The organism is Mucilaginibacter sp. P5_A4 (genome assembly GCF_056400605.1).
This window is the reverse complement of the sequence record NZ_JBFUKX010000040.1, coordinates 1-22,939: the sequence shown is the minus strand read 5'-3', so window position 1 is coordinate 22,939 and position 22,939 is coordinate 1. Positions and strand designations below refer to the sequence as shown.

The following is a 22,939-nucleotide window of genomic DNA, read 5'->3' as shown; positions in this document are numbered from 1 at the left end:
TCCAGGCTTTTTTGTTTTTGGGGATTGGGTATATTGCAATTCGTATTACCGAGATGAATTTATATAAAAAAATAGTATCCTTTACAGCCTGGCTGTTTATAATTTTTAATCAATCATACGCCCAAACCCCATCCATCCACAATAATTACCAAACCGAGGCCGGTGTTCCAAAATTAAACATTGAACGGTCGATGATCTACTCGCCTGATAAGGAATGGCTGTATAATCATCACCCTGCTATCATCCATTTTAAAGATAAGTTTATCGCCATATGGAGTAATGGTTTAATAGACGAGGATTCGCCGGGCCAGCGGGTGGTTTATGCAACCTCTAAGGATTTTGTACACTGGTCGGCACCTGCTGTACTGGCGTCGCCCGGCAAGGTTAATGATACCTTAACCGTATTAACCGCCGCTGGTTTATACCAATATAAAGGCACATTGGTAGCCTATTACGGCGAGTACACCAAACACCGGCAAAATACCCACCTTTGGGCCAAAACAAGTACCGATGGCTTGCATTGGAGCAATCCCATCGATACGCACGTACCTTTAATCCCCAACCACGGACCGGAGGCGATCAAAAGCGGCAGGCTCATCATCAGCGGTAATTTTCTGTTCCCCTATACGGATGACCCGCGCGGCATCTCCGGCTGGAAGCTGAGTAGCTTTTATCCCGATTCGCTTTATAAGCAGGATAACTCCGCCGCCTTTTATTCCCCTGCGACAAAATTGGGTTTGCCGCCCTTGTGCGAGGGATCTTTTTTTCAAACGGACGATGGTATACTGCACATGTTACTCAGGGTAACCGGCAAGGGCTGGAAGGGTAAACTTTGGTTAACCGAGAGTAAGGATAATGGTACCCAATGGTCGCGCCCCACAGAGGCTGCATTTTCTGATAACGACAGCAAATTCCACTTTGCCCGCCTGCCCGATAAACGTTTTTATTATGTTGGCATCCCCGATACATTGCATCATTACGACCGGAATCCTTTGGTGATCTCCCTATCCAATAATGGCGATACTTTTGATAAAAACTATATCATCGCCAACGAACTTTATCACCTCAAAAAAGAAGGTCTTTGGAAAGGAGGACAATACGGTTATCCGCATACCATCATCTATAATGGTTATATGTATGTGATTATATCACGGCAAAAAGAGGCTATTGAAACGCTGAGGTTTAGTATCGACCAATTAAAATGAAATAGACACGAATTTCACGAATGGGGCTAATTACACAAATCAATTCGTGTAATTCGAATAAATTCGTGCAATTTGTGTTTTATACAATTCGTGTAATTCGAATAAATTCGTGCAATTTGTGTTTTATAATATTGTAACATTTTAAAACCGGTCGTATCTAAAACGTACTATTAACTATGATAAACCCTTTGCAAAAATGTTAAGCATCCGTAATATTGTAAAGCAATACGCCGGTCACCGCGCGCTGGACGATGTAAGCCTGGAAGTTGAAAGCGGGCAGATCTTCGGCTTGCTTGGCCCAAATGGTGCCGGTAAAACCTCGCTGATCCGTATCGTTAACCAGATCACCGCACCCGACTCGGGCGAGATTTACTTTAATGGCGAAAAGCTCAATCAATCACATATCGAGCGCATTGGTTACCTGCCCGAAGAACGTGGTTTGTATAAAAAAATGGAGATCGGCGAGCAGATGATCTACCTGGCCCGCCTGAAGGGTTTAAGCCGTGATGAAGCCCAAAAACGACTCAAATTCTGGTTTGATAAGTTGGGCATGGAAACCTGGTGGAAGAAAAAGATCGAAGAATTATCCAAAGGCATGCAACAAAAAGCCCAGTTTGTGGCCACCGTACTGCATGAGCCCGACCTGATTATATTAGATGAACCCTTCAGCGGTTTCGACCCGGTAAATGCCGAGGTGATTAAAGACGAGATCCTGGAGCTTAACCGCAAAGGCGCTACCATCCTGTTTTCAACCCACCGCATGGAATCTGTTGAGGAACTTTGCGATGCCATTGCCCTCATCCACAAATCGCACAAGATACTGGATGGGAAAGTTAAAAATATCCGTAACTCTTACCGCAACGATACTTACCTGATTGAATATGCAGGCGAACCTTTAAACTTTAACGGGATACAGCCATTCGCGCAGATAGGCGAAACTATTACCGATGATGACAGCCATACCATCCGCATAAAACTAAATGAGGGTAAAACATCAAACGATGTGCTGCAATACCTTATTCCCAAAACCCGCGTCAATATGCTGCAGGAGGTAATTCCCAGCATGAACGAGATATTTATTGAAAAAGTGAACGCTAAATCCCTAAGCCATGAATAAAGTATTACTCATTATACAGCGCGAATACCTTACCAGGGTAAGAAAAAAATCATTCATTGTGATGATCTTCGTGGTGCCATTACTAATACTGGCCATGGGAGGAGTAATTGCTTTAGTGGCAAAAGACAGTGATAAATTATCATCCCTGCAAATAGTTAATGTGGTAGATAAAAGCAAAATCTTTGTAGGCCAATTTCACGATGTATCAAACATAAAGTTTGTGTTAAGTCAACAGGATATAAATGCGGCAAAGGCTGAGTCAAAAAAAGATGAAAATATTTCGACGCTACTGATTCCTGCCGATTATATAAAAAAGGGCGCTGTGCAAATATTCTCCAAAAAGAAATCGGCCATACAGCTTACTGATGAGATTGAAAAACAGATGAGCGAGATAGCCTTCAACTACAACATGATTCAGCATCATATTGATACCGCAATTATTCATTCTATTAAAAAAACAGATATTTCTGTAAACGCTGTTGAAATTACCGAAACTGGCGATAAAGACGCCAATATAGGCGCCAACATCGCGATTAGCATTGCTTGCGCCATATTTATCTACATATCTTTGTTTATTTACGGTGGACAGGTGATGCGCGGAGTTATAGAGGAAAAAACCAGTCGTATTATTGAAGTGATCATATCATCAGTAAAACCATTCCAGCTAATGCTGGGTAAAATTATTGGTGTAGGCTTAGTTGGGTTAACACAATTTAGTGCCTGGATAATTTTATCTGTTATATCATCAAAAATTGCAGGTCACGCCTTTAATTCACCGCAAAGTCCTATGGCTGGCCTGATAGCAACATTATCAACCATACCCTTCGGGTATATATTAGGGTGTTTCCTGTTCTATTTTTTAACAGGCTACTTGCTATATAGCGCCCTTTTTGCTGCAGTAGGTTCGGCGGTTGACAGCGAAACGGAGACACAACAATTTATGTTTCCCATAACTTTGCCGTTATTATTTACCTATATGTTGTCTGTTACAGTTTTGTTCAGGGCGCCTGATAGTGCTTTGGCGGTTTGGCTGTCAATAATTCCGTATACGGCACCGGTTGCCATGATGGTTCGTTTACCGTTTGACCCTCCGGCATGGCAACTTGCTTTATCCATGTTTATGATGGTTATTGGCTTTTTGTTCACTACCTATGTTGCGGCACGTATTTACAGAGTTGGGATCCTGATGTATGGTAAAAAAGCAAGCTTTAAAGAACTCAGCAAATGGTTCTTTTATAAAGAATAACCCATTTTACTGTCATTAAATTATTTAAATCCCTGTAATTGCTAAACAATTTGGGGGATTATTTATTTTAGCTGTATGAGTAAACGCGTTGCCGTAATGGACCTTGGTACCAATACCTTCCATTTATTGATTGCCGATGGCGAGATCCACGATTACCATGAATTAGTTCATTATCACGAAGCTGTAAAGCTTGGCGAAGGCGGCGGCATCAACAAAGGCTATATTTTGCCCGAGGCCTATCAGCGCGGTATCAATACCATGCAGCAGTTTCATGAAGAGATAAAGGCCAGTAATGTTACCGAGGCAAGGGCCGTTGCCACATCGGCACTGCGTGGCGCATCAAACGGTAAAGATTTTATTAAAGAGGTAAAAGATAAAACCGGCATCAGCATAGAAATTATTAATGGCGAAGACGAAGCAGCATTTATTTACCAGGGCGTAAAGATCACCGGCTGTTTATCTGCCCAAAACTCCCTCATTATGGATATAGGCGGCGGCAGCGTGGAGTTTATTTTAGGCAATACCGATAACATTATCTGGAAACAAAGCTTTGAAATTGGCGCAGCCCGCTTAATGGACCTGTTCCACCGCACCGACCCGATCCCACCCTCATCTATTGAGGCCCTGAACCTGTACGTGGAAGATCATTTGACCGATCTTTTTGCTGCAGTAGCTAACCTTAAAATTGATAAGCTCATTGGTTCTTCGGGCGCTTTTGAAACTTTTGCCGAAGTGATTGAAACCGAAAAAGGTAATACCTTTGACTTAAAAGTAAACAAAAACTATAGTTTTAATGAGGATGAACTTTTAACGCTCACCAATAAATTCGTGCTTTCAACACATAAAGAAAGATCAGCCAACAAAGCGATTATCCCGGTAAGGGTTGATATGATAGTAACAGCATCACTCATTACCCGTTTTATTATGCATAAACTGGAAATTCATAACGTGAGCATGTGTAGTAACTCGTTAAAGGAAGGGATTTTGGCGGATATGTTGGGGTTAACTTACAAAAACAGCCCAACAAGTTGAAAAACCAATAAGTAAAACCACCAGGGCACTTAGTAAAAACTCTTTATGGTAAATAGCAATTGCCATAACCAAACATGCTATAATTTGAATGGCTATTAAAAACGCTTCAGCAATTAAAGCAAACTCATCTTTTTGATACTCAATTTTTAGATATAGCGTATAAACAATAAGCACCAGTAAATTTATGCCAATGATAAGCATTTGAGGATTTGTCTTTGGTTTATTTTCCCCCATCATCCTATCCCGCCCCGAAGACTTATAACACCCACACATGTGGAAAACCCAATTATCAAAACTATTAAGCCACTTAGCAGCCACGCCCATCTGCGTGCTGCAGCAGCCATGCCAATACAAATGATAACATGAATTGCAATGATAAATGCATCGAGTATTAATCCGCTATCGCCGGCTACGGCACAAATAACAGTATAACCAACCAGCACGCCCAAATTGATGCCAACTAATCGCATACCTGTGGTTGGTTTAGCTCCTGGCTTTTCTTCCGGAAGGTTAATTTTATTTTCTTCTTCTGTCATACTATTATTTCATTTCTTAATTGTTCCAAATATTCCCGTTTATCATCCCGGTAAAAAATATTCATGGTTTCAAACGGGATGATCTGCATATCCTTGTTTACGATGTGCACGCATGATTTTTTGATAGCGCGTACATCAAAGTTTTGCGCATCAATAAACTGCATAATAATTACCCTGAAAAGGTTATCATAGCTTAGGCTTGGCGCATCAATCTCTGGCAGGCAGCATAAAATAGAATGCAGGTGTTCTTTAGCCTTATCAACCGAATTACCCGTGCTAAACATATTGAGCAAATGCCCTTTTAGTTTTTCATCCTGCTCATAAACGATGGTGTTTTTGGAATTATCCAGCAGGTCATCAGGGTTTATCATCCTCGTGAGCGGGAATACCTGGTCGCCCAGTTTTAAAGCGTAGGCCATTACCAACGCATCCGGGTTGCAGGGTACCGGGATCAAATCGTTTTTATTGAAGATGCTGGTTTGCTCCAATATAGCGGTACGCACTTCGGTAAGTGTATAACGGTCGGTTTGCTCATTAAAATTATCCAATCTGCCGGCCTGTTGTGTTGGTTGAAAAGTTACGCCGCGGATGCAGGGTTGTTTAAGCGCGTATTCAATTATCGCACCTATTTCATCAGTATTTAAGCCTTTTTGCAGGGTGACTACCAATGTGGTCGATAGGTTATATTTATTAAGATGTTCTATAGCTTTTAATCGAACTTCGCGCAGATCTTCCCCTCTTAACTGCTCCAACGCCTCTTTCTTAAAAGAATCAAATTGCAGGTAGATCTCAAAATCGGGCATATAGGTGGCCAGTCGTTTTACAAAGTTTTCGTCTTTGGCTATCCTTATGCCATTGGTATTCAGCATCAGGTGTTTAATGGGTTTTGTTTTGGCAATGTCCAGGATCTCAAAAAACTGCGGGTGTACGGTTGGTTCTCCCCCGCTTATCTGTACCACATCGGGCTGGCCTTCATTTTCTACAATCACATCCAGCATTTGCTCAATTTCCTGCAGGGTACGGTGCCTGCCATACGTGGGCGACGACATGGCGTAACAGGTTGGGCAGCTTAAATTGCACCTATCTGTAACCTCGATAACCGTTAAGCAGGAATGCTGTTCATGATCCTGGCATAAACCACAATCATAAGGGCAGCCATAATGCGTTTTGGCATTAAATTTTAACGGCATTTCGCTGCGCTTGGCATAATTGCGGCAGTTTTTATAATATGCTATGTCGGTGGCAATAAGCACCTTTTCAAAACCATGCTGACGGCAGTTTTTAAGCATGTACACCTTATCGTCCTCAAAAACTATCTTGGCATCAACCCTGCGCAGGCAGGTAGAACAAATGCTTAGCGTAAAATCATAATAAATATACGGGCGTTCAGGCATAGGTTTTTATCAGTTTTGATGGATACAAAAATACTTTATAATAATACAAAATACCTGCGATACAAACTAACTGTATCACCGAAAGACCGAAACTAAAAAAGTAATCGGGTTTAATAAACTCATCCAAAAGCCTGAATAGCAGGTAACTCACCATAAATAGCTTGAACTTTGAACCATCGGTGAAATGATGGCGCTTTTCAATGGTTTTTAATACAATCCAAAGCATTATCCAGAATAAAATTTCGTACAGGTTGGTGGGATGCCTGCGAATACCATCGCCAAAGTTAATTGCCCAGGGAAGTTTGGAAGCTATGCCATAGGTACCGTCTTCCAGTCCCGCCAGGAAGCAGCCTGTACGGCCGATGATCATGGCCAATATCAAAGGGTAAACCATCATATCGCCGGAAGACACTGTTACGCCGATCTTTTTTTTGGTGAGCTCTACCCCTATTAAACCGCCCAGCATCCCGCCGACAATGGTTTTGTTGCCCATAAAATAAATGATATTGAACCGCGACAGCAATGTAGGGTTTTCCAAAATCCCAACCACATGTGAGCCTACAAATGCACCGAAGGCTGCACCGATAAAAATGATGAGCCGGTTTTCGGTGCTGATCTGGTCACGGGTATTCCGGCGCAACCAGGCATAATAACGGTAACCTAAAAAATAGGCCAATGTTTCGCACACAAAATGTACCGAGATGGAGGATTTGCCTATGGGGATGTTTACGGGGAAGTGCAAAATGCGATGTTTAGTAAAACACTAAAATATTCTTTTTATTTTATGCCACATGCGCCTGGTAAAAGAATATCGTACAGAAATGCCTCCGACTATAAGGTCAACCGAACTAATACTCGTGTACATTTAAGCATCAAAGAGCCATCTTCCCATTTTGAAACAAAAAAGTGTTATTTAGCAAAATCTTCCTTTGTTAAATAACGTTAAACTATTCTTAAGTTCCATTAAACTATGGGTTTTTGATTTATAACTTTTGTGGTTCTTAAATTGAGGCTAAAATTAGCCGGATTTGTGAGATAGGCGGATGATAAGTTTCCAATTAATCCGGCTCTATATATCCCGATATAAATTGATTTTTCTTCAAAAAAGTGCATTTATAGTGAAGACGGGAACACTATATAGAAATTAACTAACAAAGAAACAAGAAGTAAATCATTTTGCGTCTTAGCGTCTTTGCGCGAGATAAATTCAGATATCGAACTACAGTCCGCCAGCTTAATTTTAATCATAAGTTAATAATTGGATTTATAATGTTGATTATCAGCTACATAAGCGTTCCGGTCTTTGTTGGTTTTTAAAAAGCTTAAGTTGTTGATAATCAGCCAGAATGCGTTCCAAAGCGTTCCGGGTGTTCCACTGCACTCAAATGGAACACTTAATAAATCAAATTTAAACAGCTTCTAAGTGAATTTTCTATATGATGCAGTCGGATCAGGCTTTCCATAAATCTTTTTAATTTTTCGTATCATTTCTAAAGCAAAATAAAATTTCCGGGCATCCTTTGTATATTGCTTCCATTAAAGCATCCTCATGAAAATTAAATTTACAGGCTTAGTTTTACTTGCACTTTTGGCTGTTAATGCCCTGGCTCAAAAAAGAAAGATAAACCCCGGCGATACTACCTCAAACTATAATCCGGCAACAGCATTTTCGCCACAGTTTTATAGCGAAAAGGGTAATGAATTTCACTCGGCCAATGGCGATCCGGGGCCAAAATACTGGCAGAACAGGGCTAATTATAACATTAAAGTAACGCTGGATACCGTAACCAAAACCATTGATGGTATGGTATCGATAGATTATATCAACAACAGTCCCGATGAATTACAATACCTGTGGCTGCAATTGGATCAAAACACCTATAAAAAAGAAGCCCGCTCCAATTTTTTTACCGGCCGGGTGCCGGGCCCAAACCAACATACCAACGGTTATACCATAGAATCGGTGGCATTAGGCCAGGGCGACATTGTTAAACAAATACCCTTCGTTATTACCGATACCCGGATGCAGGTACGCCTGCCCCATGCTTTGGGCAAAGGAGCCTTGCGCTTAAGGATCAAATACCATTATACCATTCCCGGCGATTTTGGCAACCGTACCGATTACGTAGATACCAAAAACGGCAAGATCTATGAAATAGCCCAATGGTTTCCGCGCATGTGTGTTTATGACGATAGCCGGGGCTGGGATACCCTGCCGTTTTTAGGAGCTGGCGAGTTTTACCTGGATTATGGCGACTTTGATTACCAGGTTACCGTTCCCTGGGATATGATAGTAGCCGGATCGGGTGAATTGGTAAATCCTAAGGAAGTGCTTACAGCTAAGCAAATTGCACGTCTCGATGAAGCCCGTAACAGCGACAAAACCATCATGATCCGCAACCTGGCCGAGGTGACCGATCCGTCAAGCCGCCCGGTAAATAAAGGCACGCTTACCTGGCATTATAAAATGCTCAACACCCGCGATGTTGCCTTTGGTGCATCAAAAGCTTATATATGGGATGCCGCAAGGGTAAATTTACCCGGCGGTAAAAAATCACTGGCCATGTCGGTATACCCCGCCGAAAGCGTTGGCGCCGATGCATGGAACCGGGCTACCGAATATTTGAAAAAGTCGATTGAGTATTTTTCAGAAAAATGGTTTGTTTACCCCTATCCCGTTGCCATTAACGAAGCCGGTATTGCCGGAGGTATGGAATACCCAGGCATTGTATTTGACGGCATTACCGATAAAGGCAAAGAACTTTATTGGGTTACCGCTCATGAAATTGGTCACAATTGGTTCCCGATGATCGTAGGATCAGATGAGCGCCGCTTTGGCTGGATGGATGAAGGGTTTAACACGTTTATAGATATTTACGCATCTGATGCCTTTAATAAAGGCGAGTACGCCCCCAAACGTGATGGCGAGTATGCGCCCGGCGGCGGCAACCCTGCCGATGAGATCATTCCGATTTTAACAGATGTCGGCTCGCCGCCAATTATGACAGCTGCCGATGCCACACCCGAGAAATATCGCCATCCATTAGTGTATTTTAAACCAGCATTCGGGTTGGTTTTATTGCGCGAGCAGATATTGGGCAGGGACAGGTTTGACTATGCCTTCCGCAACTACATCAGCAAATGGGCCTACAAACATCCGCAGCCGGATGATTTTTTCAGGTCGATGGAAAACGGGGCTGGCGAAGATCTATCCTGGTTTTGGAAAGGCTGGTTTTATAACAACTGGGTTAGCGATATTGCTATTATAGATGCCAAAAATGTAGTTAGTGATGCCACTAAAGGGGTAAAAATAACCGTTGTGAACAAGGAACAACTACCTATGCCATTTACCGTAGAGATAAAATATAAAGACGGCAGCAAAAAGCGCAGCTATCTGCCGGTTGAAACCTGGATGCAGCGTAAAGTGGTAACCGTTACCTTACCAGCTACACAGGATGCCGAAAGCATAACCATCGATCCGGATAATGCATTGCCTGATTTGAACAGGGGGAATAATAGTGTGAAGGTGAGCCCCCCAACCCCCTAAAGGGGGAGTTTCTTATTTTGTAATTAACCTCGTTTATTATTGCTCCCCCTTCAGGGGACTGGGGGGCTTCTCATTAATTTGTCAATCTTAGCCCTTACATTAATCTTTTAATAACCTAAAGCTTTATCTTTGTTAACATGAACACAGCCGATCTGTTGCAACGCGCTTTGCGGTTTGATTTTTTAACCCAGGATGAAGGCGTTTACCTGTATAACAACGCATCCACTGCCGACCTCATGTACACCGCCAACGAACTGCGTAAAAAGCAGGTTCCGCATGGTAAGGTTACCTGGCAGATAGACCGTAACGTTAACACCACCAACGTTTGTATTGCCAATTGTAAGTTCTGTAACTTTTTCCGCAGGCCTGGCCACGAGGATAGTTACATTACAGATATTGAGACTTATAAGAAAAAGATAGAGGAAACTTTCCGTTACGGCGGCGATCAGCTGCTGTTGCAGGGCGGTCATCACCCCGACTTAGGGCTGAAGTTTTATACCGACCTGTTCAGCGAACTGAAACAGCTATACCCTAAATTAAAACTACACTCTTTAGGCCCGCCAGAAATTGCGCACGTAGCCAAGCTGGAAGGCATGAGCCATATTGATGTGCTGCGGGCCATGAAGGAATCCGGCTTGGATTCACTGCCCGGTGCAGGCGCCGAGATCCTGAACGATCGCGTACGCCGCCTGATATCAAAAGGCAAATGCGGCGGCAAGGAGTGGCTGGATGTAATGCGTGCGGCCCATCAATTGAATTTGCCTACATCTGCCACCATGATGTTTGGCCATATTGAAACCATCGAAGAACGTTTTGAGCACCTGGTTTGGATTCGCGAGGTACAGGCAGAAAAGCCTGAAGGACATTATGGTTTTGTGGCCTTTATACCATGGCCTTTCCAGGATGATGGTACCCTGCTGCGTAAGGTACGCGGTATCACCAATAATGTAACTGGCGATGAATACATCCGCATGATAGCGCTTAGCCGCATTATGCTCCCTAATATCAAAAACATACAAGCCTCATGGCTTACTGTAGGCAAACAGGTAGCGCAGTTGTGCCTGCATGCCGGCGCTAACGATTTTGGGTCGATCATGATCGAAGAGAATGTGGTTTCGGCTGCAGGGGCTCCGCACAGGTTCACTGCAAAAGGCATTCAGGAATCTATCCTCGAAGCCGGTTTTGAACCACAGCTGCGCACCCAAAAATACGATTGGCGCGATGTGCCTGTTGAAATTGAAGAACAGGTTATTAACTATTGATCGGTGAGTAGTGAGCGGTGAATGGTGAGTTTTTGCTTATTAGCTTAACAAACCACTCACTACTCACCACTCACCACCCACCATTCACAAAAATGGAACATTACATAGAAGCACTCATTTTCGCGTCAGAACAAGGTATCCGTATGGAGGAGATCATGTATTGTTTGCAGGCTGCTTTTGAACGCGATTTTAATACAGATGAGGTAAATGAAAGCCTCAAAGCCATCGAACTAAAATATAGTGATGATAAACTGGCCATCGAACTGGTAAAAGTGGGTAATGGATACCAGTTTTTTACCAAAAAGCAATACCATCCTGTTATTAACCTGTTGCAGTTACAGCGATCAAAAAAAAGATTAAGCCAGGCCGCGCTGGAAACCCTGGCCATCATCGCCTACAAGCAGCCGGTTACCAAAACTGATGTAGAGCAGATTCGCGGTGTAAACTGCGATTATTCGATCCAAAAACTGCTGGAAAAAGAGCTAATAGCTATAATTGGGAAGTCGGAAGCCTTAGGAAAACCAATACTTTATGGCACCAGTGGCTTATTTATGGATTATTTCGGCATCAACAGCATACAGGAATTGCCTCAGATTAAAGATTTTACCAGTAATTCAATCGCTATAGGCGAACAAACAGAATAATTTTAATTTCATCTTTTTAATAAAAATGAAATTGATTATTTTTACTATTGGATAAGGAAATAAAAGTCTCAAAAAAATTCTTGCTTTTTATCCGATTTAAAGTATTATTGACAAAGTTTTACAAATAAAATCCGTTACAATGGGAGCGCCAAAAAAACCGATTACTAAGAAGATCGACAATTCCGAAGATGACAATGAAGACGATGATGATCTGATTCTCGACTCAAAAACAAAGAAAAAGGTTGATGACGACGATGATGATTTTGATGGCCCGTTAGACGATGATCTGGGCAGAGGATTTGATTCTTTTGACGAAGAAGATGACGACGATTATTAATCCTTAAAGAAACATATTCTATTTGTAAAGCATTCAGCACATGCCCTGAATGCTTTTTTTTATATTTAGCCCTCCTATGATCATAACAGAAGTAAAAGATAAGGCATCAAAAAAAGCATTTTTAAACGTACCGCGTATTCTTTATAAAGATGACAAAAACTGGGTTTGCCCGCTTGATAATGATGTGGAGGCGGTATTTGATCCGGCTAAAAACAGCTTTCACCAGGATGGCAAATGTACCCGGTGGATACTTACAGGCGATAATAATAAGCCAATTGGCCGGGTAGCGGCGTTTATAAACAACAAAAAAGCTTACCATTACCAGCAGCCAACCGGCGGTATGGGTTTTTTTGAATGTATAGATAATAAAGAAGCGGCTTTCCTGCTATTTGATACTGCTAAAAACTGGTTGATGGCTAATGGCATGCAAGCCATGGACGGGCCTATAAATTTTGGCGAGAACGATAATTTTTGGGGATTGCTGGTTGAGGGCTTTACGCATCCCTCCTATGGCATGAACTACAACTTTGCGTATTATAGAGGCTTTTTTGAGAAATACGGTTTTAAAACCCTGTATGAGCAGATCACCAATCACCTGGATGTGCACAAACCATTTTCGGAGCGGTTCACCAAAATTGCCAACTGGGTTATAAAGAAGCCTGGTTATGATTTCAGGCATTTTGAGGTGAAGAAAATGGAAAAATTCGCTGCTGACTTTATCGAGATTTACAATGATGCCTGGCGCGATTTTGAGAATTTTGTACCGATTACCCATGCCACCATTGCCGAAAGCTTTGAGAAAATGAAGCCATTGATGGACGAAAAGCTGATATGGTTTGCTTACATCGATAATGAACCTGCAGCATTCACCATCATTTTGCCCGATGCCAACCAAATACTTAAACCCTTAAACGGCAAACTCAACCTGATAGGTAAGCTTAAATTTTTATATTACCGCTGGAAGGGCGTATCCCGGATGAGGGCAATAGTGATGGGAACCAAGCAAAAATATCAAAAACACGGGCTCGAGTCGGCCATCTTTATTAAACTAAAAGAATATGTTTTACCTTTAAAGCAATACGATGAGTTGGAACTATCGTGGGTGGGAGATTTTAATGAGAAAATGATTGCTATTCACGCGGCTGTGGGTGCTACATTTGGCAAAAAACACTTAACAATGCGTTGCACATTTTAACCAAGCCCGGTTGCAGCCGGGCTTAAATTCATGCAATAGCCTTTGAGTGTCTAAGCTCTTCAAACAACTCAATCACTTTTTTCTGCAGATCGATAACCTCAGTTTCACGATCCATTAACCGTTTGTTAACAGTTTCCAGTTCGTTAACAAATTTCTGATCCTGTTCGGCATCATTAAATGTAAGTAACTGAACTACTGTCATTTCAAACAAAGTTGCAATTTGCTCAAGCCTTGATAAGTTAATATCAGTAATCCCCGTCTCAATCTTTGAGAATGCAGGAATGGAAATATCCAACCGCTTTGCAACATCTTCCTGGCTCCACCCTTTTTGATGACGTAGCAGTCTGATTTTTTTTCCAAGTGTCTTCATGTAATTGAAATAAATAATAAAGGTTTCGCAAAAGTTAATTATTTTACAATAATATTTATTATCACGCTAATTATCAACTAATTTGCATAATATTTTTTTTAAAGTGCACATAAATAAAACAATTGGAAATTAGCTGGGTTTTAGGCGAAAAAATGAGCACCAATGACAACTTCTTGAGCATTTTAACTCTTAATTAATTCGCGTTCTTTGTTAGTCACCACGATGTTGGGTAACTGTTTCCACCTCGCAAATCATCATTTAACTGTAATTAAAAAAACAACAGTTAAAAAAATCTTGCACATACCATAAACAAGTTTACCTTTGTACTGTAATATTAAAAATTACAGAATGAACGGACAATTTCAAATAGCGGTACACATCCTCACCCTGCTTAGCAAGCAGCCGGATGAACTGTTATCGTCCGATTATATTGCCGGCAGCATCAACATTAACCCGGCACTTGTGCGTAAAGAAATCAGCAACCTGCGTAAATACGGGCTTATTGATAGTAAAGAAGGCAAAACAGGTGGTTATACGTTGAGATTACCTTCTCAAAAAATACTTTTGAGCGATGTATACCAGGCTGTAAAAGTTCAACCTGCTTTGGGCCAGGCAAAAAACAAGCCTAACCCCGATTGCCCGGTAGGCAAACAGATTAATCAGCATTTGGATGCATTAGCCGGGGAAGTTGATACCATTATATTTGATAAATTAAAGACCATTACCCTGGCCGATTTTAGCGACCGGTTCGAATAAAAAAAATTTAAACAAAACTGTAACAAATTTAATTACAATATAAAAACAACAATTATGAAATTAGCACTGATAGGCGCCACCGGCTTTGTAGGCAAAGCGGTATTAAACGAAGCATTGCAACGTGGTTATGATGTAACCGCTATAGCACGCGACCCGCAAAAAGTAGATGCAGCAAGTGATAAAGTTACACCTAAAGCTGCCGATGTATTTGATACCGCCTCCCTTGCTGTGGTGCTTGAAGGTCATGATGCTGTGGTAAGCGCATATAATGCCGGCTGGGCTAACCCTAACCTTTACGATGATTTTATAAAAGGTTCAGAAGCTATTCAGCAGGCTGTAAAACAAGCCGGCGTTAAACGCTTATTGGTTGTTGGCGGTGCGGGTAGTTTATACGCTGCTCCGGGCTTGCAATTGGTAGATACGCCACAATTCCCTGCCGAGTGGAAAGCCGGTGCTACAGCGGCCCGTGATTATCTTAATACCCTTAAAAAGGAAGATGAGCTCGACTGGACATTTTTAAGCCCCGCTATACACCTGCACCCTGGCGAGCGTACCGGCAAATTCCGTTTAGGCACCGATGAGCCCGTATTTAACGAAAAAGGCCAACACGAAATTACTGTGGAAGACCTGGCTGTGGCTATTTTAAATGAATTGGAGAATAACCAGTTTGTGAAAAGAAGATTTACGGTGGGGTATTAAGAAGATTTTGTCTGAACCGGAATTTGTCGAATTCGCAGAATTTTCCAAATTCCGGTTCATGCAATATTACTTTATAAATTTAGCCGCCACCCATTCCTTATCTTTTTTATGGGTGATGTATTTCAGGCCGTATTTGCGGGCTTCATCGGTAATGATATCCAGATCGGGAGTTTCATAAAATCCGCTGAAATAGATCTCGCCATCGGGTTTCAGCGCCTCGGCATAACGCTCCATCTGGTCTATGAGGATATTGCGGTTGATATTGGCCAATATGATATCATATTGCTCCTCATCGGGGATCGCTTCTTTTGAGCCGCAAAGCGGTATGATATTGTCAATATTATTTAGCGTGGAGTTTTCGATGGTACTCTCATAGCATACCAGGTCGTAATCAATAGCAGTAACCTGTGCGGCGCCAAGTTTAGATGCCATGATAGCCAGTATGCCTGTACCGCAACCCATATCAAGCACGTTTTTTCCGTTGTAATCGTTCTCCAGCATCAACTCCAGCATCATCGATGTAGTTTGATGGTGACCGGTACCGAAAGCCATTTTGGGGTCGATCACAATCTCATACGGAAATTCGGGCCGGGCGGGATGAAAGGTTGCCCTTACATAAATCTTATCACTAATCGCAATCGGTTCAAAATTACGTTCCCATACCTCATTCCAGTTTTTTTGCGGAATAAGGGTTACCTCATAACTAAAGGTAAACAATTCACGGTACGGTAACAATTGCTCTATCACCGTTGCCTCATCAAAATCATCCTCCGGTATATAGGCTTTAAACCCAAAATCCAGCTCTTCAAAAGTATCAAAACCAATTTCGCCCAAAGCGTTGATCAGCAGGTCCTGCTGGTAATCTTCGGTAGTTATGATGGTAAAAAATAGTTCGTAGTAATTCATAAGATAATGTTTTTACAACACGTTATTGCCGCTCCTCTCCTCCGGGGAGGGCTTTAAAAACCATGTCATTATAAGGTACGAAGCAATCGCGAACTATGCAGATTCGCTTTGTAGAGCCGTGATTACTTTCGCCGGTTTTTCCTGTTTTTATTCTTCCTGCACAGCCGCTTCTTCAACAACCTTCTTTTTCAATGTAACCGTCTTCCCGGTAACTAAAAACATAATAAAAAAATTAACGGCCCAATAAGCCAGCTGAATGAGTAGCATAATTGTAGTAAGCCCGGTTAGATTACCGTACCCCGATTGCTCATCCCAGATAGCATAAGCCACCCCTCCCGCTGCACCTGCACAAACGATAGCAACCATAATAAAAGTGACCAGCGCCGCTGTTGCAGACCGTAGCACAAAAGCCTCCCAAACCGGAACAATAATTATCCATTGCGTTAATATGGCAACAATAAAATACAATGGCCAGCAATAATAAAAACAGGCCATAAAAGCATGCACATTGCCCTCTCCCATATCGCTTAACTGCATAGTACGACCTAGCGCGCTAACTATTACAAAAGCAGCAAAGCCCATAAAAGCAATTAAAGGCGGGAGAAAAACTTTCATATTTTAGATGCGAGCTATTAGATGTGAGATTTGAGATTAGCCTCAAATCCCACCTATCTAACATCTGTTGCCTATTTCTGTTTGATCTAAAAAAACCGACAAGCGCAACTCATCTTATATCTCAAATCAGATATGAGATGTGAGATGTGAGATGTGAGATTAATCTCAAATCCCCCTCATCTAACGTTTGTGCCTATCTCTGTTTGATCTAAGTAATCAGACAAGCGCAGCTCATCTCACATCTAATATCTAATTAAACGCCTTGATGATATCCACAAAATCGCGTGATTTCAGGGATGCACCACCTATAAGGCCGCCATCAATATCGGGCTGGGCAAATAGTTCGGCGGCATTTTTGGGGTTACAGCTGCCTCCGTATAAAATAGTAGTGCTATCAGCAACATCCTGGCCGTATTTTGCAGCAATTTCTTTACGGATAAATTCATGTATTTCCTGCGCCTGTGCCGATGAAGCAGTTACGCCTGTACCAATAGCCCAAACCGGTTCATAAGCCAAAACCAATTTTGAAAAATCAGCAGCTTCTAAATGGAACACGCCTTCAGCAAGCTGCGATTTAATCACATCAAAATGCTGGTTTGCTTCGCGCTCCTGCAAAGTTTCGCCGATGCAAAAAATAGGACGAAGATCATGTTTCAATACTGTATCAGTTTTTTTAGCCAGCAGCTCATTGCTTTCGCCAAAATACTGGCGGCGCTCTGAGTGACCAAGAATAACATAGGCTGCGCCGATAGATTTGATCATTTTGGCGGAGATTTCGCCGGTATAAGCACCACTTTCGGCCTGGTGGGCGTTTTGCGCACCTACCGATACTTTATTGTAACCTTTTGCTAATTGTACCAGGCTGTTGATATGGATAAAAGGGCTGCAGATAACCGCTTCCTGAGTGCCGGTAACTTCGTCTTTAACCATGTTGATGATTTCGGTAAATACGCCTAAACCTTCATTATAGTCAAGATTCATTTTCCAGTTTCCGGCAACAATTTTTTTTCTCATGATTTTATTATTTTAGTTGATTATATGTGAGTGGTTGATTGGGTTGAATATTGGCTTGGTGAGTAGTTGATTAAGTTGATTAGGTAAGTGGTTGTAGGCAGATTGCACCGCCCGTTTAAACCGTTCACCTAATCAACCAATACTACTCACTAAAAACGCCTATACTCTTCTGTTAATTCAAATACCTTTTGCAATATCTCCTGTTCCACTACGCCAAATTCACGGTGGTCGCGGCGGTCAAATACTTTGCGCGCGGTCTCAAACATTTTACTGATCGAGTAAACCTCAAAACCCTGTGCTCCTCCCCATGAAAAATCGGCTATAAAATTACGCGGGAAGCCGGCGCCAAACACATTGGCACTAACCCCTACCACCGTACCGGTATTAAACATGGTATTGATGGCGCATTTGGCATGGTCGGCCATAATGAGTCCGCAAAATTGCAGGCCGGTTTTGCGAAAACGCTGCGTATCGTAATCCCAAAGGCGCACTTCGGCATAATTATTTTTAAGGTTGGAGTTGTTGGTATCGGCACCAATATTACACCATTCGCCTAATACCGAGTTACCTAAATAACCCTCATGCCCTTTTGACGAATACCCCCAGATCACGGCATTGTTCAACTCGCCGCCTACCCGTGAGTACGGGCCTACAGTAGTTGCACCGTAAATCTTCGCGCCCATTTTCACCTGCGAATGCTCGCAAAGCGCAAAAGGACCGCGGATATGGGTACCTTCCCAAATTTCGGTATTGGCTGATAAGTATATTGGCCCGTTGGTGGTGTTGAATGTAGAACAATCGGCAACCGCGCCCTCTTCGGCAAAAAAATCATCACCAATAATGATATTGGTTGAACCTATTGCAGCACTTGTACGGCCTTTGGTAAGCAATTGAAAATCTTTCCTGAGCTCAATATCATTCTTCCTGAAAATATCTTCGGGATAGCGGATAAATACAAACAGGTTGGTGTAAGCGGTAACCTTATCAAACTTTGCAGCAGCATCAAAACTTTCGGCATCGGCCTGGTTAAGTTTTACAGCCAGCAACTGATCGTTATACTTTAGCGCTTCGCCGGTTTGCAGCTTTTCTATAGCACCCAGCAGGTTCTCGTCGGGGCAAACCGCACCATTAATAAATAAATTATCGGCCTCAATTTTTGCAGGGAATTTGGCCTGTAAATAATCGAGCGTATAAAAAGAAGTATTGGCATTTAAATGCCTGGCCCACTTTTCTGCAATGGTAAGGATACCTATGCGCATATCGGCCACGGGCCGGGTATAGGTAAGCGGTAGCAGTGTTTGGTGTGCGTTATCGTCAAAAAGGATAATTCCCATGGAACAAAAATAAAAAAAGTCCCGGCTGCAAAGCCGAGACTTGTAAATATTTAATTAAACAGGAAATTACTTCTTGTTGTAACGTGTACGGAATTTATCGATACGACCTGCAGTATCAACCAGTTTCATTTTACCGGTATAGAAAGGGTGCGAAGTGTGCGAAATTTCTAATTTGATCAGTGGATACTCGTTACCGTCTTCCCATTTAATGGATTCACGTGTATCGATGCATGATTTAGTCATGAAAGCATAGTCGTTTGACATATCTTTAAACACAACTAATCTATAGTTTGATGGATGCAGATCTTTTTTCATTATATATAAACTTATCTTCTGTAGTCTTTAAAAGAGGCGCAAATGTAATAAAATAATTCAAAAGTCAAAAGGCAAAAGTAAAAAGATTTGCAGGATGGGGTTTGGTGCGGGGATCGTGGTGCGGGTTGCGGGTTTGGAGGACGTGCATTGAAGTAAAGAATGAAGCTGGTTGAATAGATTGGAAGTTCACCTTATGTTGCGTATCCAGATCTTGCACCCAATGACTCGCACCTCGATCCCCGCAACCCGATCCTCGCAACCCGAACCCCGCAACGCGCACCCGACCCTCGCAACCCGAACCCCGAACCTAAACACTCTGACAAAGCTCTATCAACACCCCATTCGCACTTTTGGGATGCACAAAACAAACTAACTTGTTATCCGCACCCCGTTTAGGTTCCTCATTCAGCAATACAAACCCTTCACTTTTTAACCGTTGCATTTCGGCAATTATATCATCTACCTCAAATGCAATATGATGAATCCCCTCCCCTTTTTTGCCAATAAACCTGGCTATCGGGCTATCGTCATTTAAAGCTTGCAGCAACTCAATTTTATTGGGGCCGGTTTGTAAAAAAGCGGTGAGTACACCTTCGGTTTCAACCGTTTCGGTTTTATAAACCGATGTATTCAGCAGCTTTTCGTAGATGCTGCCCGCAAGGTTAACATTGTTAACCGCTATACCTATGTGCTCTACTTTATTCATGTCCAAATATTGTAAATTAATAGTCAGCTTTGATAATTTGCGAATGTTTTTAGCTGAAATTCAATTAAAACTTGCTTATCTTTGTCATTGTTAATATATCATAGAACATGAATATCCCAATTTATTTAGATAATAACGCTACAACGCCAATGGATCCGCGGGTTTTGGAGGCAATGTTACCTTATTTTACCACAAAATTTGGTAATGCAGCCAGCCGTAACCATCCTTTTGGCTGGGTAGCCGAAGAAGGTGTTGATTATGCACGCGAGCAGGTGGCCAAATTGATTGGCGCCAATGAGAAAGAAATAATTTTTACTTCGGGCGCTACAGAATCAGATAACCTTGCTATCAAGGGTGTTTTTGAAATGTATAAAGACAAAGGCAACCACATTATAACTACCGTTACCGAGCATAAAGCAATACTTGATGCCTGCAAACACGTTGAAAAATTAGGCGCTAAGGTTACTTACCTTCCGGTTAAAGAAGACGGACTGGTTGACCTTGCTGTTTTAGAAGCAGCCATGACCCCCGAAACCATCCTGGTATCGGTAATGTATGGCAACAACGAAATTGGTGTTATTCAGCCTATAAAAGAAATATCTGCTATCGCCCACAAATATGGCGCGCTGTTTATGACAGATGCTGTACAGGCGGTTGGTAAAATACCTGTTGACGTTAATGCTGATGGTATTGACCTTTTGGCATTATCGGCACATAAAATATACGGCCCTAAAGGCGTTGGCGCATTATACGTTCGCCGTAAAGGACCAAGGGTTAAAGTAACAGCACAAATGGATGGCGGCGGCCATGAGCGTGGTATGCGTTCGGGCACATTAAACGTACCGGGTATTGTTGGTTTGGGTAAAGCCTGTGAGCTTTGCGGTTTAGAAATGGAAAGCGAAGCAAAACGCTTGTCGGCTTTACGTGATAAACTGGAATCGGCATTAACCGTACTGGAAGAAAGCTATGTAAACGGAAACGTTGAACACCGCCTGCCACATGTAGCCAATATCTCGTTCAAATATGTTGAAGGCGAAGGCTTAATGATGGCGATGAAGGACCTTGCTGTATCATCAGGCTCGGCCTGTACATCAGCTTCGTTAGAGCCATCATATGTACTGAAAAGCCTGGGCTTATCAGACGATCTGGCACATTCATCAATCCGTTTTGGCCTGGGCCGCTTTACTACCGAAGAGGAAGTTGATTATGCTGTTGAAGTAACCAAAAAAGCGGTTACTCACCTGCGCGAACTTTCACCGCTTTGGGAAATGTTTAAAGAAGGCATCGACCTTAACTCAATTGAGTGGGCAGAACATTAATTGATTTGAAGATTTGGTAATTTGAAGATTTGAAAATTACCAGGTTCAATTAATAACAGTACTTAAATAAATAAGGGATCTGAATCATTTTCAAATCCTCAAATTTTCAAATTAAAAAATTAAGAAAAATGGCATATTCTGATAAAGTAATTGATCACTACACCAACCCCCGCAATGTGGGCACTTTGGATAAAAGCAGCCACAAGGTAGGTACAGGCCTGGTTGGTGCTCCGGAATGCGGCGACGTTATGCGCCTGCAGATTGAGGTGGACGATAACAACGTTATTACCGATGCGAAATTTAAAACTTTCGGTTGTGGTTCGGCAATCGCTTCTTCATCTTTAGCTACAGAGTGGTTAAAAGGCAAAAGCATTGATGATGCTATGAAGATAGACAACATGGATATTGTTGAAGAACTGGCTCTTCCACCGGTAAAAATCCACTGCTCGGTTTTGGCAGAGGATGCAATTAAAGCTGCAATTAACGATTTCCGCGTAAAAAACGGCCTGGAAGCAATTGCAAGCGAAAAAGTACATCATTAATAAGATTTGAGATGTTAGATATGAGATTTGAGATCCCATATCTGGCGCAGATTTTTAAATGGTGTGTTGTTTAATAGATTGAGTTGGGTTTGTGGCAATTGATCTCAAATCTAAAATCTCATATCTCAAATCTAAAAAAATGGTAACCATAACTGATAAAGCGAAAAGTAAAATAGAACACCTGATGCAGGATTCGGGGCTTGATGCTTCTTATTTTCTGCGGGTGTCTGTACAGGGGGGTGGTTGCTCTGGTTTATCATATAATCTTGATTTTGATAACGAAGAAAAAAAGGGCGACCAGTTTTTTGAAGACCATGGGATCCGTATTGCTTTGGATATGAAATCATTCCTGTATCTTGCCGGTACCGAGCTTGACTTCTCCGACGGTTTAAACGGGAAAGGCTTCAATTTTCATAACCCCAACGCCAGCCGCACCTGCGGTTGCGGCGAAAGTTTCTCTGTCTAAAATTTACTATGAATCATATTCAAAGAGGCGCCAGGTTGGCGCCTCTTTTTGTTTTGAGTTTTTTTTGAGACATGACACTTTAAAAGGTCTGTCATCCTGAACGCAGTGAAGGATCTATTGGCAGACTGTACAGGGCGATGAGGCATTGCGAATAATAGATGCTTCACTCCGTTCACTGTTGTCCGGTAAAAAGTTTCATTGTTAAAAAAAGGATTGATTAGGAGATAAAAACAAGGATTTATGTTTTAAACCCGATGTCCAAGCCCCCCAATTTTAGTTGCCGGTCGTGAGCAGTTGCGACGGACAGCTTCTCGGGATCGTTCAGAAAGTTAAACAGATGGATATAACTCATCAGGTGCAGTCTGATAATAGAACTCAGATT

25 protein-coding genes are annotated in these 22,939 nt (G+C 42.1%); 14 read left to right on the top strand and 11 right to left on the bottom strand.

The features are described 5' to 3' along the window. Positions 1 to 53: 53 nt before the first annotated feature. The 4 genes from AC1DQW_RS20390 to AC1DQW_RS20375 all read left to right on the top strand — a co-directional run bounded on the left by AC1DQW_RS20390 (position 54) and on the right by AC1DQW_RS20375 (position 4,600). Positions 54 to 1,205: an exo-alpha-sialidase gene (locus AC1DQW_RS20390; protein WP_477455751.1), complete on the top strand. Its 1,152-nt coding sequence runs from the start codon at positions 54 to 56 to the stop codon at positions 1,203 to 1,205. Between the two features lie 196 nt (positions 1,206 to 1,401). Beyond that, complete coding sequence (locus AC1DQW_RS20385; RefSeq protein WP_477455750.1) at positions 1,402 to 2,322, top strand: ABC transporter ATP-binding protein; 921 nt, start codon at positions 1,402 to 1,404, stop codon at positions 2,320 to 2,322. Then, entirely contained in the window at positions 2,315 to 3,568 is a 1,254-nt protein-coding gene (locus AC1DQW_RS20380; RefSeq protein WP_477455749.1) for an ABC transporter permease, read from the top strand. The genes AC1DQW_RS20385 and AC1DQW_RS20380 overlap by 8 nt, the downstream gene beginning before the upstream one ends. 75 nt (positions 3,569 to 3,643) lie before the next feature. Continuing rightward, entirely contained in the window at positions 3,644 to 4,600 is a 957-nt protein-coding gene (locus tag AC1DQW_RS20375; protein WP_477455748.1) for a Ppx/GppA phosphatase family protein, read from the top strand. On the opposite strand, the gene AC1DQW_RS20370 is transcribed toward AC1DQW_RS20375, so the two are convergent. The 4 genes from AC1DQW_RS20370 to AC1DQW_RS20355 are packed head-to-tail and all read right to left on the bottom strand — an operon-like array spanning position 4,571 to position 7,272. Beyond that, positions 4,571 to 4,837, bottom strand: coding sequence for a hypothetical protein (locus AC1DQW_RS20370; RefSeq protein WP_477455747.1), 267 nt, complete (start codon positions 4,835 to 4,837; stop codon positions 4,571 to 4,573). The genes AC1DQW_RS20375 and AC1DQW_RS20370 overlap by 30 nt on opposite strands. Next, positions 4,834 to 5,136, bottom strand: a complete 303-nt coding sequence (locus tag AC1DQW_RS20365) for a hypothetical protein (protein ID WP_477455746.1) — start codon at positions 5,134 to 5,136, stop codon at positions 4,834 to 4,836. The genes AC1DQW_RS20370 and AC1DQW_RS20365 overlap by 4 nt, the downstream gene beginning before the upstream one ends. Further along, a complete protein-coding gene (locus AC1DQW_RS20360; RefSeq protein WP_477455745.1) occupies positions 5,133 to 6,530 on the bottom strand; it encodes a radical SAM protein in 1,398 nt (465 codons plus the stop codon). The genes AC1DQW_RS20365 and AC1DQW_RS20360 overlap by 4 nt, the downstream gene beginning before the upstream one ends. After that, on the bottom strand, positions 6,523 to 7,272 hold the full coding sequence (locus AC1DQW_RS20355) for a prolipoprotein diacylglyceryl transferase (RefSeq protein ID WP_477455744.1): 750 nt from the start codon (positions 7,270 to 7,272) through the stop codon (positions 6,523 to 6,525). Before AC1DQW_RS20355 ends, AC1DQW_RS20360 begins: the two co-directional genes overlap by 8 nt. An 807-nt stretch (positions 7,273 to 8,079) precedes the next feature. On the opposite strand from AC1DQW_RS20355, the gene AC1DQW_RS20350 reads away from it, so the two are divergent. The 5 genes from AC1DQW_RS20350 to AC1DQW_RS20330 all read left to right on the top strand — a co-directional run bounded on the left by AC1DQW_RS20350 (position 8,080) and on the right by AC1DQW_RS20330 (position 13,515). Then, on the top strand, positions 8,080 to 10,077 hold the full coding sequence (locus AC1DQW_RS20350) for a M1 family metallopeptidase (RefSeq protein ID WP_477455743.1): 1,998 nt from the start codon (positions 8,080 to 8,082) through the stop codon (positions 10,075 to 10,077). A gap of 137 nt (positions 10,078 to 10,214) precedes the next feature. After that, complete coding sequence (gene mqnC, locus AC1DQW_RS20345) at positions 10,215 to 11,339, top strand: cyclic dehypoxanthinyl futalosine synthase (RefSeq protein WP_477455742.1); 1,125 nt, start codon at positions 10,215 to 10,217, stop codon at positions 11,337 to 11,339. A 92-nt stretch (positions 11,340 to 11,431) separates the two neighbouring features. Then, a complete protein-coding gene (scpB, locus tag AC1DQW_RS20340; protein ID WP_477418170.1) occupies positions 11,432 to 11,983 on the top strand; it encodes an SMC-Scp complex subunit ScpB in 552 nt (183 codons plus the stop codon). Between the two features lie 139 nt (positions 11,984 to 12,122). Then, positions 12,123 to 12,320 carry a hypothetical protein gene (locus AC1DQW_RS20335; RefSeq protein WP_477418172.1) on the top strand — a complete coding sequence of 66 codons (198 nt, stop codon included), beginning with the start codon at positions 12,123 to 12,125 and terminating at the stop codon, positions 12,318 to 12,320. A gap of 76 nt (positions 12,321 to 12,396) precedes the next feature. Beyond that, complete coding sequence (locus tag AC1DQW_RS20330) at positions 12,397 to 13,515, top strand: GNAT family N-acetyltransferase (protein ID WP_477455741.1); 1,119 nt, start codon at positions 12,397 to 12,399, stop codon at positions 13,513 to 13,515. Between the two features lie 28 nt (positions 13,516 to 13,543). Here the strand turns inward: AC1DQW_RS20330 and AC1DQW_RS20325 are convergent, their stop codons facing one another. Next, positions 13,544 to 13,885: a helix-turn-helix domain-containing protein gene (locus AC1DQW_RS20325; RefSeq protein WP_477418176.1), complete on the bottom strand. Its 342-nt coding sequence runs from the start codon at positions 13,883 to 13,885 to the stop codon at positions 13,544 to 13,546. Positions 13,886 to 14,233: 348 nt separating this feature from the next. Between AC1DQW_RS20325 and AC1DQW_RS20320 the strand changes: the two genes are divergently transcribed. Both AC1DQW_RS20320 and AC1DQW_RS20315 read left to right on the top strand, forming a co-directional pair. Beyond that, positions 14,234 to 14,641, top strand: coding sequence for an Rrf2 family transcriptional regulator (locus tag AC1DQW_RS20320; protein WP_477407822.1), 408 nt, complete (start codon positions 14,234 to 14,236; stop codon positions 14,639 to 14,641). A 54-nt stretch (positions 14,642 to 14,695) separates the two neighbouring features. Further along, positions 14,696 to 15,340, top strand: a complete 645-nt coding sequence (locus tag AC1DQW_RS20315; protein ID WP_477455740.1) for an NAD(P)-dependent oxidoreductase — start codon at positions 14,696 to 14,698, stop codon at positions 15,338 to 15,340. Positions 15,341 to 15,406: 66 nt separating this feature from the next. Here the strand turns inward: AC1DQW_RS20315 and prmA are convergent, their stop codons facing one another. The 6 genes from prmA to mce all read right to left on the bottom strand — a co-directional run bounded on the left by prmA (position 15,407) and on the right by mce (position 20,230). Next, entirely contained in the window at positions 15,407 to 16,246 is an 840-nt protein-coding gene (gene prmA / locus AC1DQW_RS20310; protein ID WP_477455738.1) for a 50S ribosomal protein L11 methyltransferase, read from the bottom strand. A gap of 147 nt (positions 16,247 to 16,393) precedes the next feature. Continuing rightward, entirely contained in the window at positions 16,394 to 16,861 is a 468-nt protein-coding gene (locus AC1DQW_RS20305) for a hypothetical protein (RefSeq protein ID WP_477418184.1), read from the bottom strand. Between the two features lie 249 nt (positions 16,862 to 17,110). Then, the gene (gene tpiA / locus AC1DQW_RS20300; RefSeq protein WP_477455737.1) at positions 17,111 to 17,875 is read right to left on the bottom strand and encodes a triose-phosphate isomerase; all 765 of its coding nucleotides are present in this window, start codon (positions 17,873 to 17,875) and stop codon (positions 17,111 to 17,113) included. A gap of 149 nt (positions 17,876 to 18,024) precedes the next feature. Further along, complete coding sequence (locus tag AC1DQW_RS20295) at positions 18,025 to 19,209, bottom strand: GlmU family protein (protein WP_477455736.1); 1,185 nt, start codon at positions 19,207 to 19,209, stop codon at positions 18,025 to 18,027. Positions 19,210 to 19,275: 66 nt separating this feature from the next. Then, a complete protein-coding gene (locus AC1DQW_RS20290; protein ID WP_477394939.1) occupies positions 19,276 to 19,524 on the bottom strand; it encodes a type B 50S ribosomal protein L31 in 249 nt (82 codons plus the stop codon). 307 nt (positions 19,525 to 19,831) lie between these two features. Beyond that, complete coding sequence (gene mce, locus AC1DQW_RS20285; protein ID WP_477455735.1) at positions 19,832 to 20,230, bottom strand: methylmalonyl-CoA epimerase; 399 nt, start codon at positions 20,228 to 20,230, stop codon at positions 19,832 to 19,834. Positions 20,231 to 20,337: 107 nt separating this feature from the next. Here mce and AC1DQW_RS20280 point away from each other — a divergent pair, with 107 nt between their 5' ends. The 3 genes from AC1DQW_RS20280 to AC1DQW_RS20270 all read left to right on the top strand — a co-directional run bounded on the left by AC1DQW_RS20280 (position 20,338) and on the right by AC1DQW_RS20270 (position 22,557). Further along, entirely contained in the window at positions 20,338 to 21,549 is a 1,212-nt protein-coding gene (locus AC1DQW_RS20280) for an IscS subfamily cysteine desulfurase (RefSeq protein WP_477403399.1), read from the top strand. Between the two features lie 128 nt (positions 21,550 to 21,677). Next, the gene (gene iscU / locus AC1DQW_RS20275; protein ID WP_090646927.1) at positions 21,678 to 22,091 is read left to right on the top strand and encodes a Fe-S cluster assembly scaffold IscU; all 414 of its coding nucleotides are present in this window, start codon (positions 21,678 to 21,680) and stop codon (positions 22,089 to 22,091) included. 139 nt (positions 22,092 to 22,230) lie between these two features. Then, positions 22,231 to 22,557: a HesB/IscA family protein gene (locus tag AC1DQW_RS20270; protein ID WP_477403396.1), complete on the top strand. Its 327-nt coding sequence runs from the start codon at positions 22,231 to 22,233 to the stop codon at positions 22,555 to 22,557. Positions 22,558 to 22,939 lie beyond the last annotated feature (382 nt).

Excerpts from the sequence above, each read along its gene's own strand:
- AC1DQW_RS20350 (WP_477455743.1), top strand. The coding sequence starts at position 8,080 with ATGAAAATTAAATTTACAGGCTTAGTTTTACTTGCACTTTTGGCTGTT.
- AC1DQW_RS20270 (WP_477403396.1), top strand. The coding sequence starts at position 22,231 with ATGGTAACCATAACTGATAAAGCGAAAAGTAAAATAGAACACCTGATG.
- AC1DQW_RS20390 (WP_477455751.1), top strand. The coding sequence starts at position 54 with ATGAATTTATATAAAAAAATAGTATCCTTTACAGCCTGGCTGTTTATA.
- AC1DQW_RS20385 (WP_477455750.1), top strand. The coding sequence starts at position 1,402 with ATGTTAAGCATCCGTAATATTGTAAAGCAATACGCCGGTCACCGCGCG.
- scpB (WP_477418170.1), top strand. The coding sequence starts at position 11,432 with ATGGAACATTACATAGAAGCACTCATTTTCGCGTCAGAACAAGGTATC.
- AC1DQW_RS20305 (WP_477418184.1), bottom strand. The coding sequence starts at position 16,861 with ATGAAAGTTTTTCTCCCGCCTTTAATTGCTTTTATGGGCTTTGCTGCT.
- mqnC (WP_477455742.1), top strand. The coding sequence starts at position 10,215 with ATGAACACAGCCGATCTGTTGCAACGCGCTTTGCGGTTTGATTTTTTA.
- iscU (WP_090646927.1), top strand. The coding sequence starts at position 21,678 with ATGGCATATTCTGATAAAGTAATTGATCACTACACCAACCCCCGCAAT.
- prmA (WP_477455738.1), bottom strand. The coding sequence starts at position 16,246 with ATGAATTACTACGAACTATTTTTTACCATCATAACTACCGAAGATTAC.
- AC1DQW_RS20320 (WP_477407822.1), top strand. The coding sequence starts at position 14,234 with ATGAACGGACAATTTCAAATAGCGGTACACATCCTCACCCTGCTTAGC.
- AC1DQW_RS20330 (WP_477455741.1), top strand. The coding sequence starts at position 12,397 with ATGATCATAACAGAAGTAAAAGATAAGGCATCAAAAAAAGCATTTTTA.
- tpiA (WP_477455737.1), bottom strand. The coding sequence starts at position 17,875 with ATGAGAAAAAAAATTGTTGCCGGAAACTGGAAAATGAATCTTGACTAT.
- AC1DQW_RS20315 (WP_477455740.1), top strand. The coding sequence starts at position 14,696 with ATGAAATTAGCACTGATAGGCGCCACCGGCTTTGTAGGCAAAGCGGTA.
- AC1DQW_RS20370 (WP_477455747.1), bottom strand. The coding sequence starts at position 4,837 with ATGATGGGGGAAAATAAACCAAAGACAAATCCTCAAATGCTTATCATT.
- AC1DQW_RS20295 (WP_477455736.1), bottom strand. The coding sequence starts at position 19,209 with ATGGGAATTATCCTTTTTGACGATAACGCACACCAAACACTGCTACCG.
- AC1DQW_RS20325 (WP_477418176.1), bottom strand. The coding sequence starts at position 13,885 with ATGAAGACACTTGGAAAAAAAATCAGACTGCTACGTCATCAAAAAGGG.
- AC1DQW_RS20335 (WP_477418172.1), top strand. The coding sequence starts at position 12,123 with ATGGGAGCGCCAAAAAAACCGATTACTAAGAAGATCGACAATTCCGAA.
- AC1DQW_RS20360 (WP_477455745.1), bottom strand. The coding sequence starts at position 6,530 with ATGCCTGAACGCCCGTATATTTATTATGATTTTACGCTAAGCATTTGT.
- AC1DQW_RS20290 (WP_477394939.1), bottom strand. The coding sequence starts at position 19,524 with ATGAAAAAAGATCTGCATCCATCAAACTATAGATTAGTTGTGTTTAAA.
- AC1DQW_RS20365 (WP_477455746.1), bottom strand. The coding sequence starts at position 5,136 with ATGACAGAAGAAGAAAATAAAATTAACCTTCCGGAAGAAAAGCCAGGA.
- AC1DQW_RS20380 (WP_477455749.1), top strand. The coding sequence starts at position 2,315 with ATGAATAAAGTATTACTCATTATACAGCGCGAATACCTTACCAGGGTA.
- mce (WP_477455735.1), bottom strand. The coding sequence starts at position 20,230 with ATGAATAAAGTAGAGCACATAGGTATAGCGGTTAACAATGTTAACCTT.
- AC1DQW_RS20280 (WP_477403399.1), top strand. The coding sequence starts at position 20,338 with ATGAATATCCCAATTTATTTAGATAATAACGCTACAACGCCAATGGAT.
- AC1DQW_RS20375 (WP_477455748.1), top strand. The coding sequence starts at position 3,644 with ATGAGTAAACGCGTTGCCGTAATGGACCTTGGTACCAATACCTTCCAT.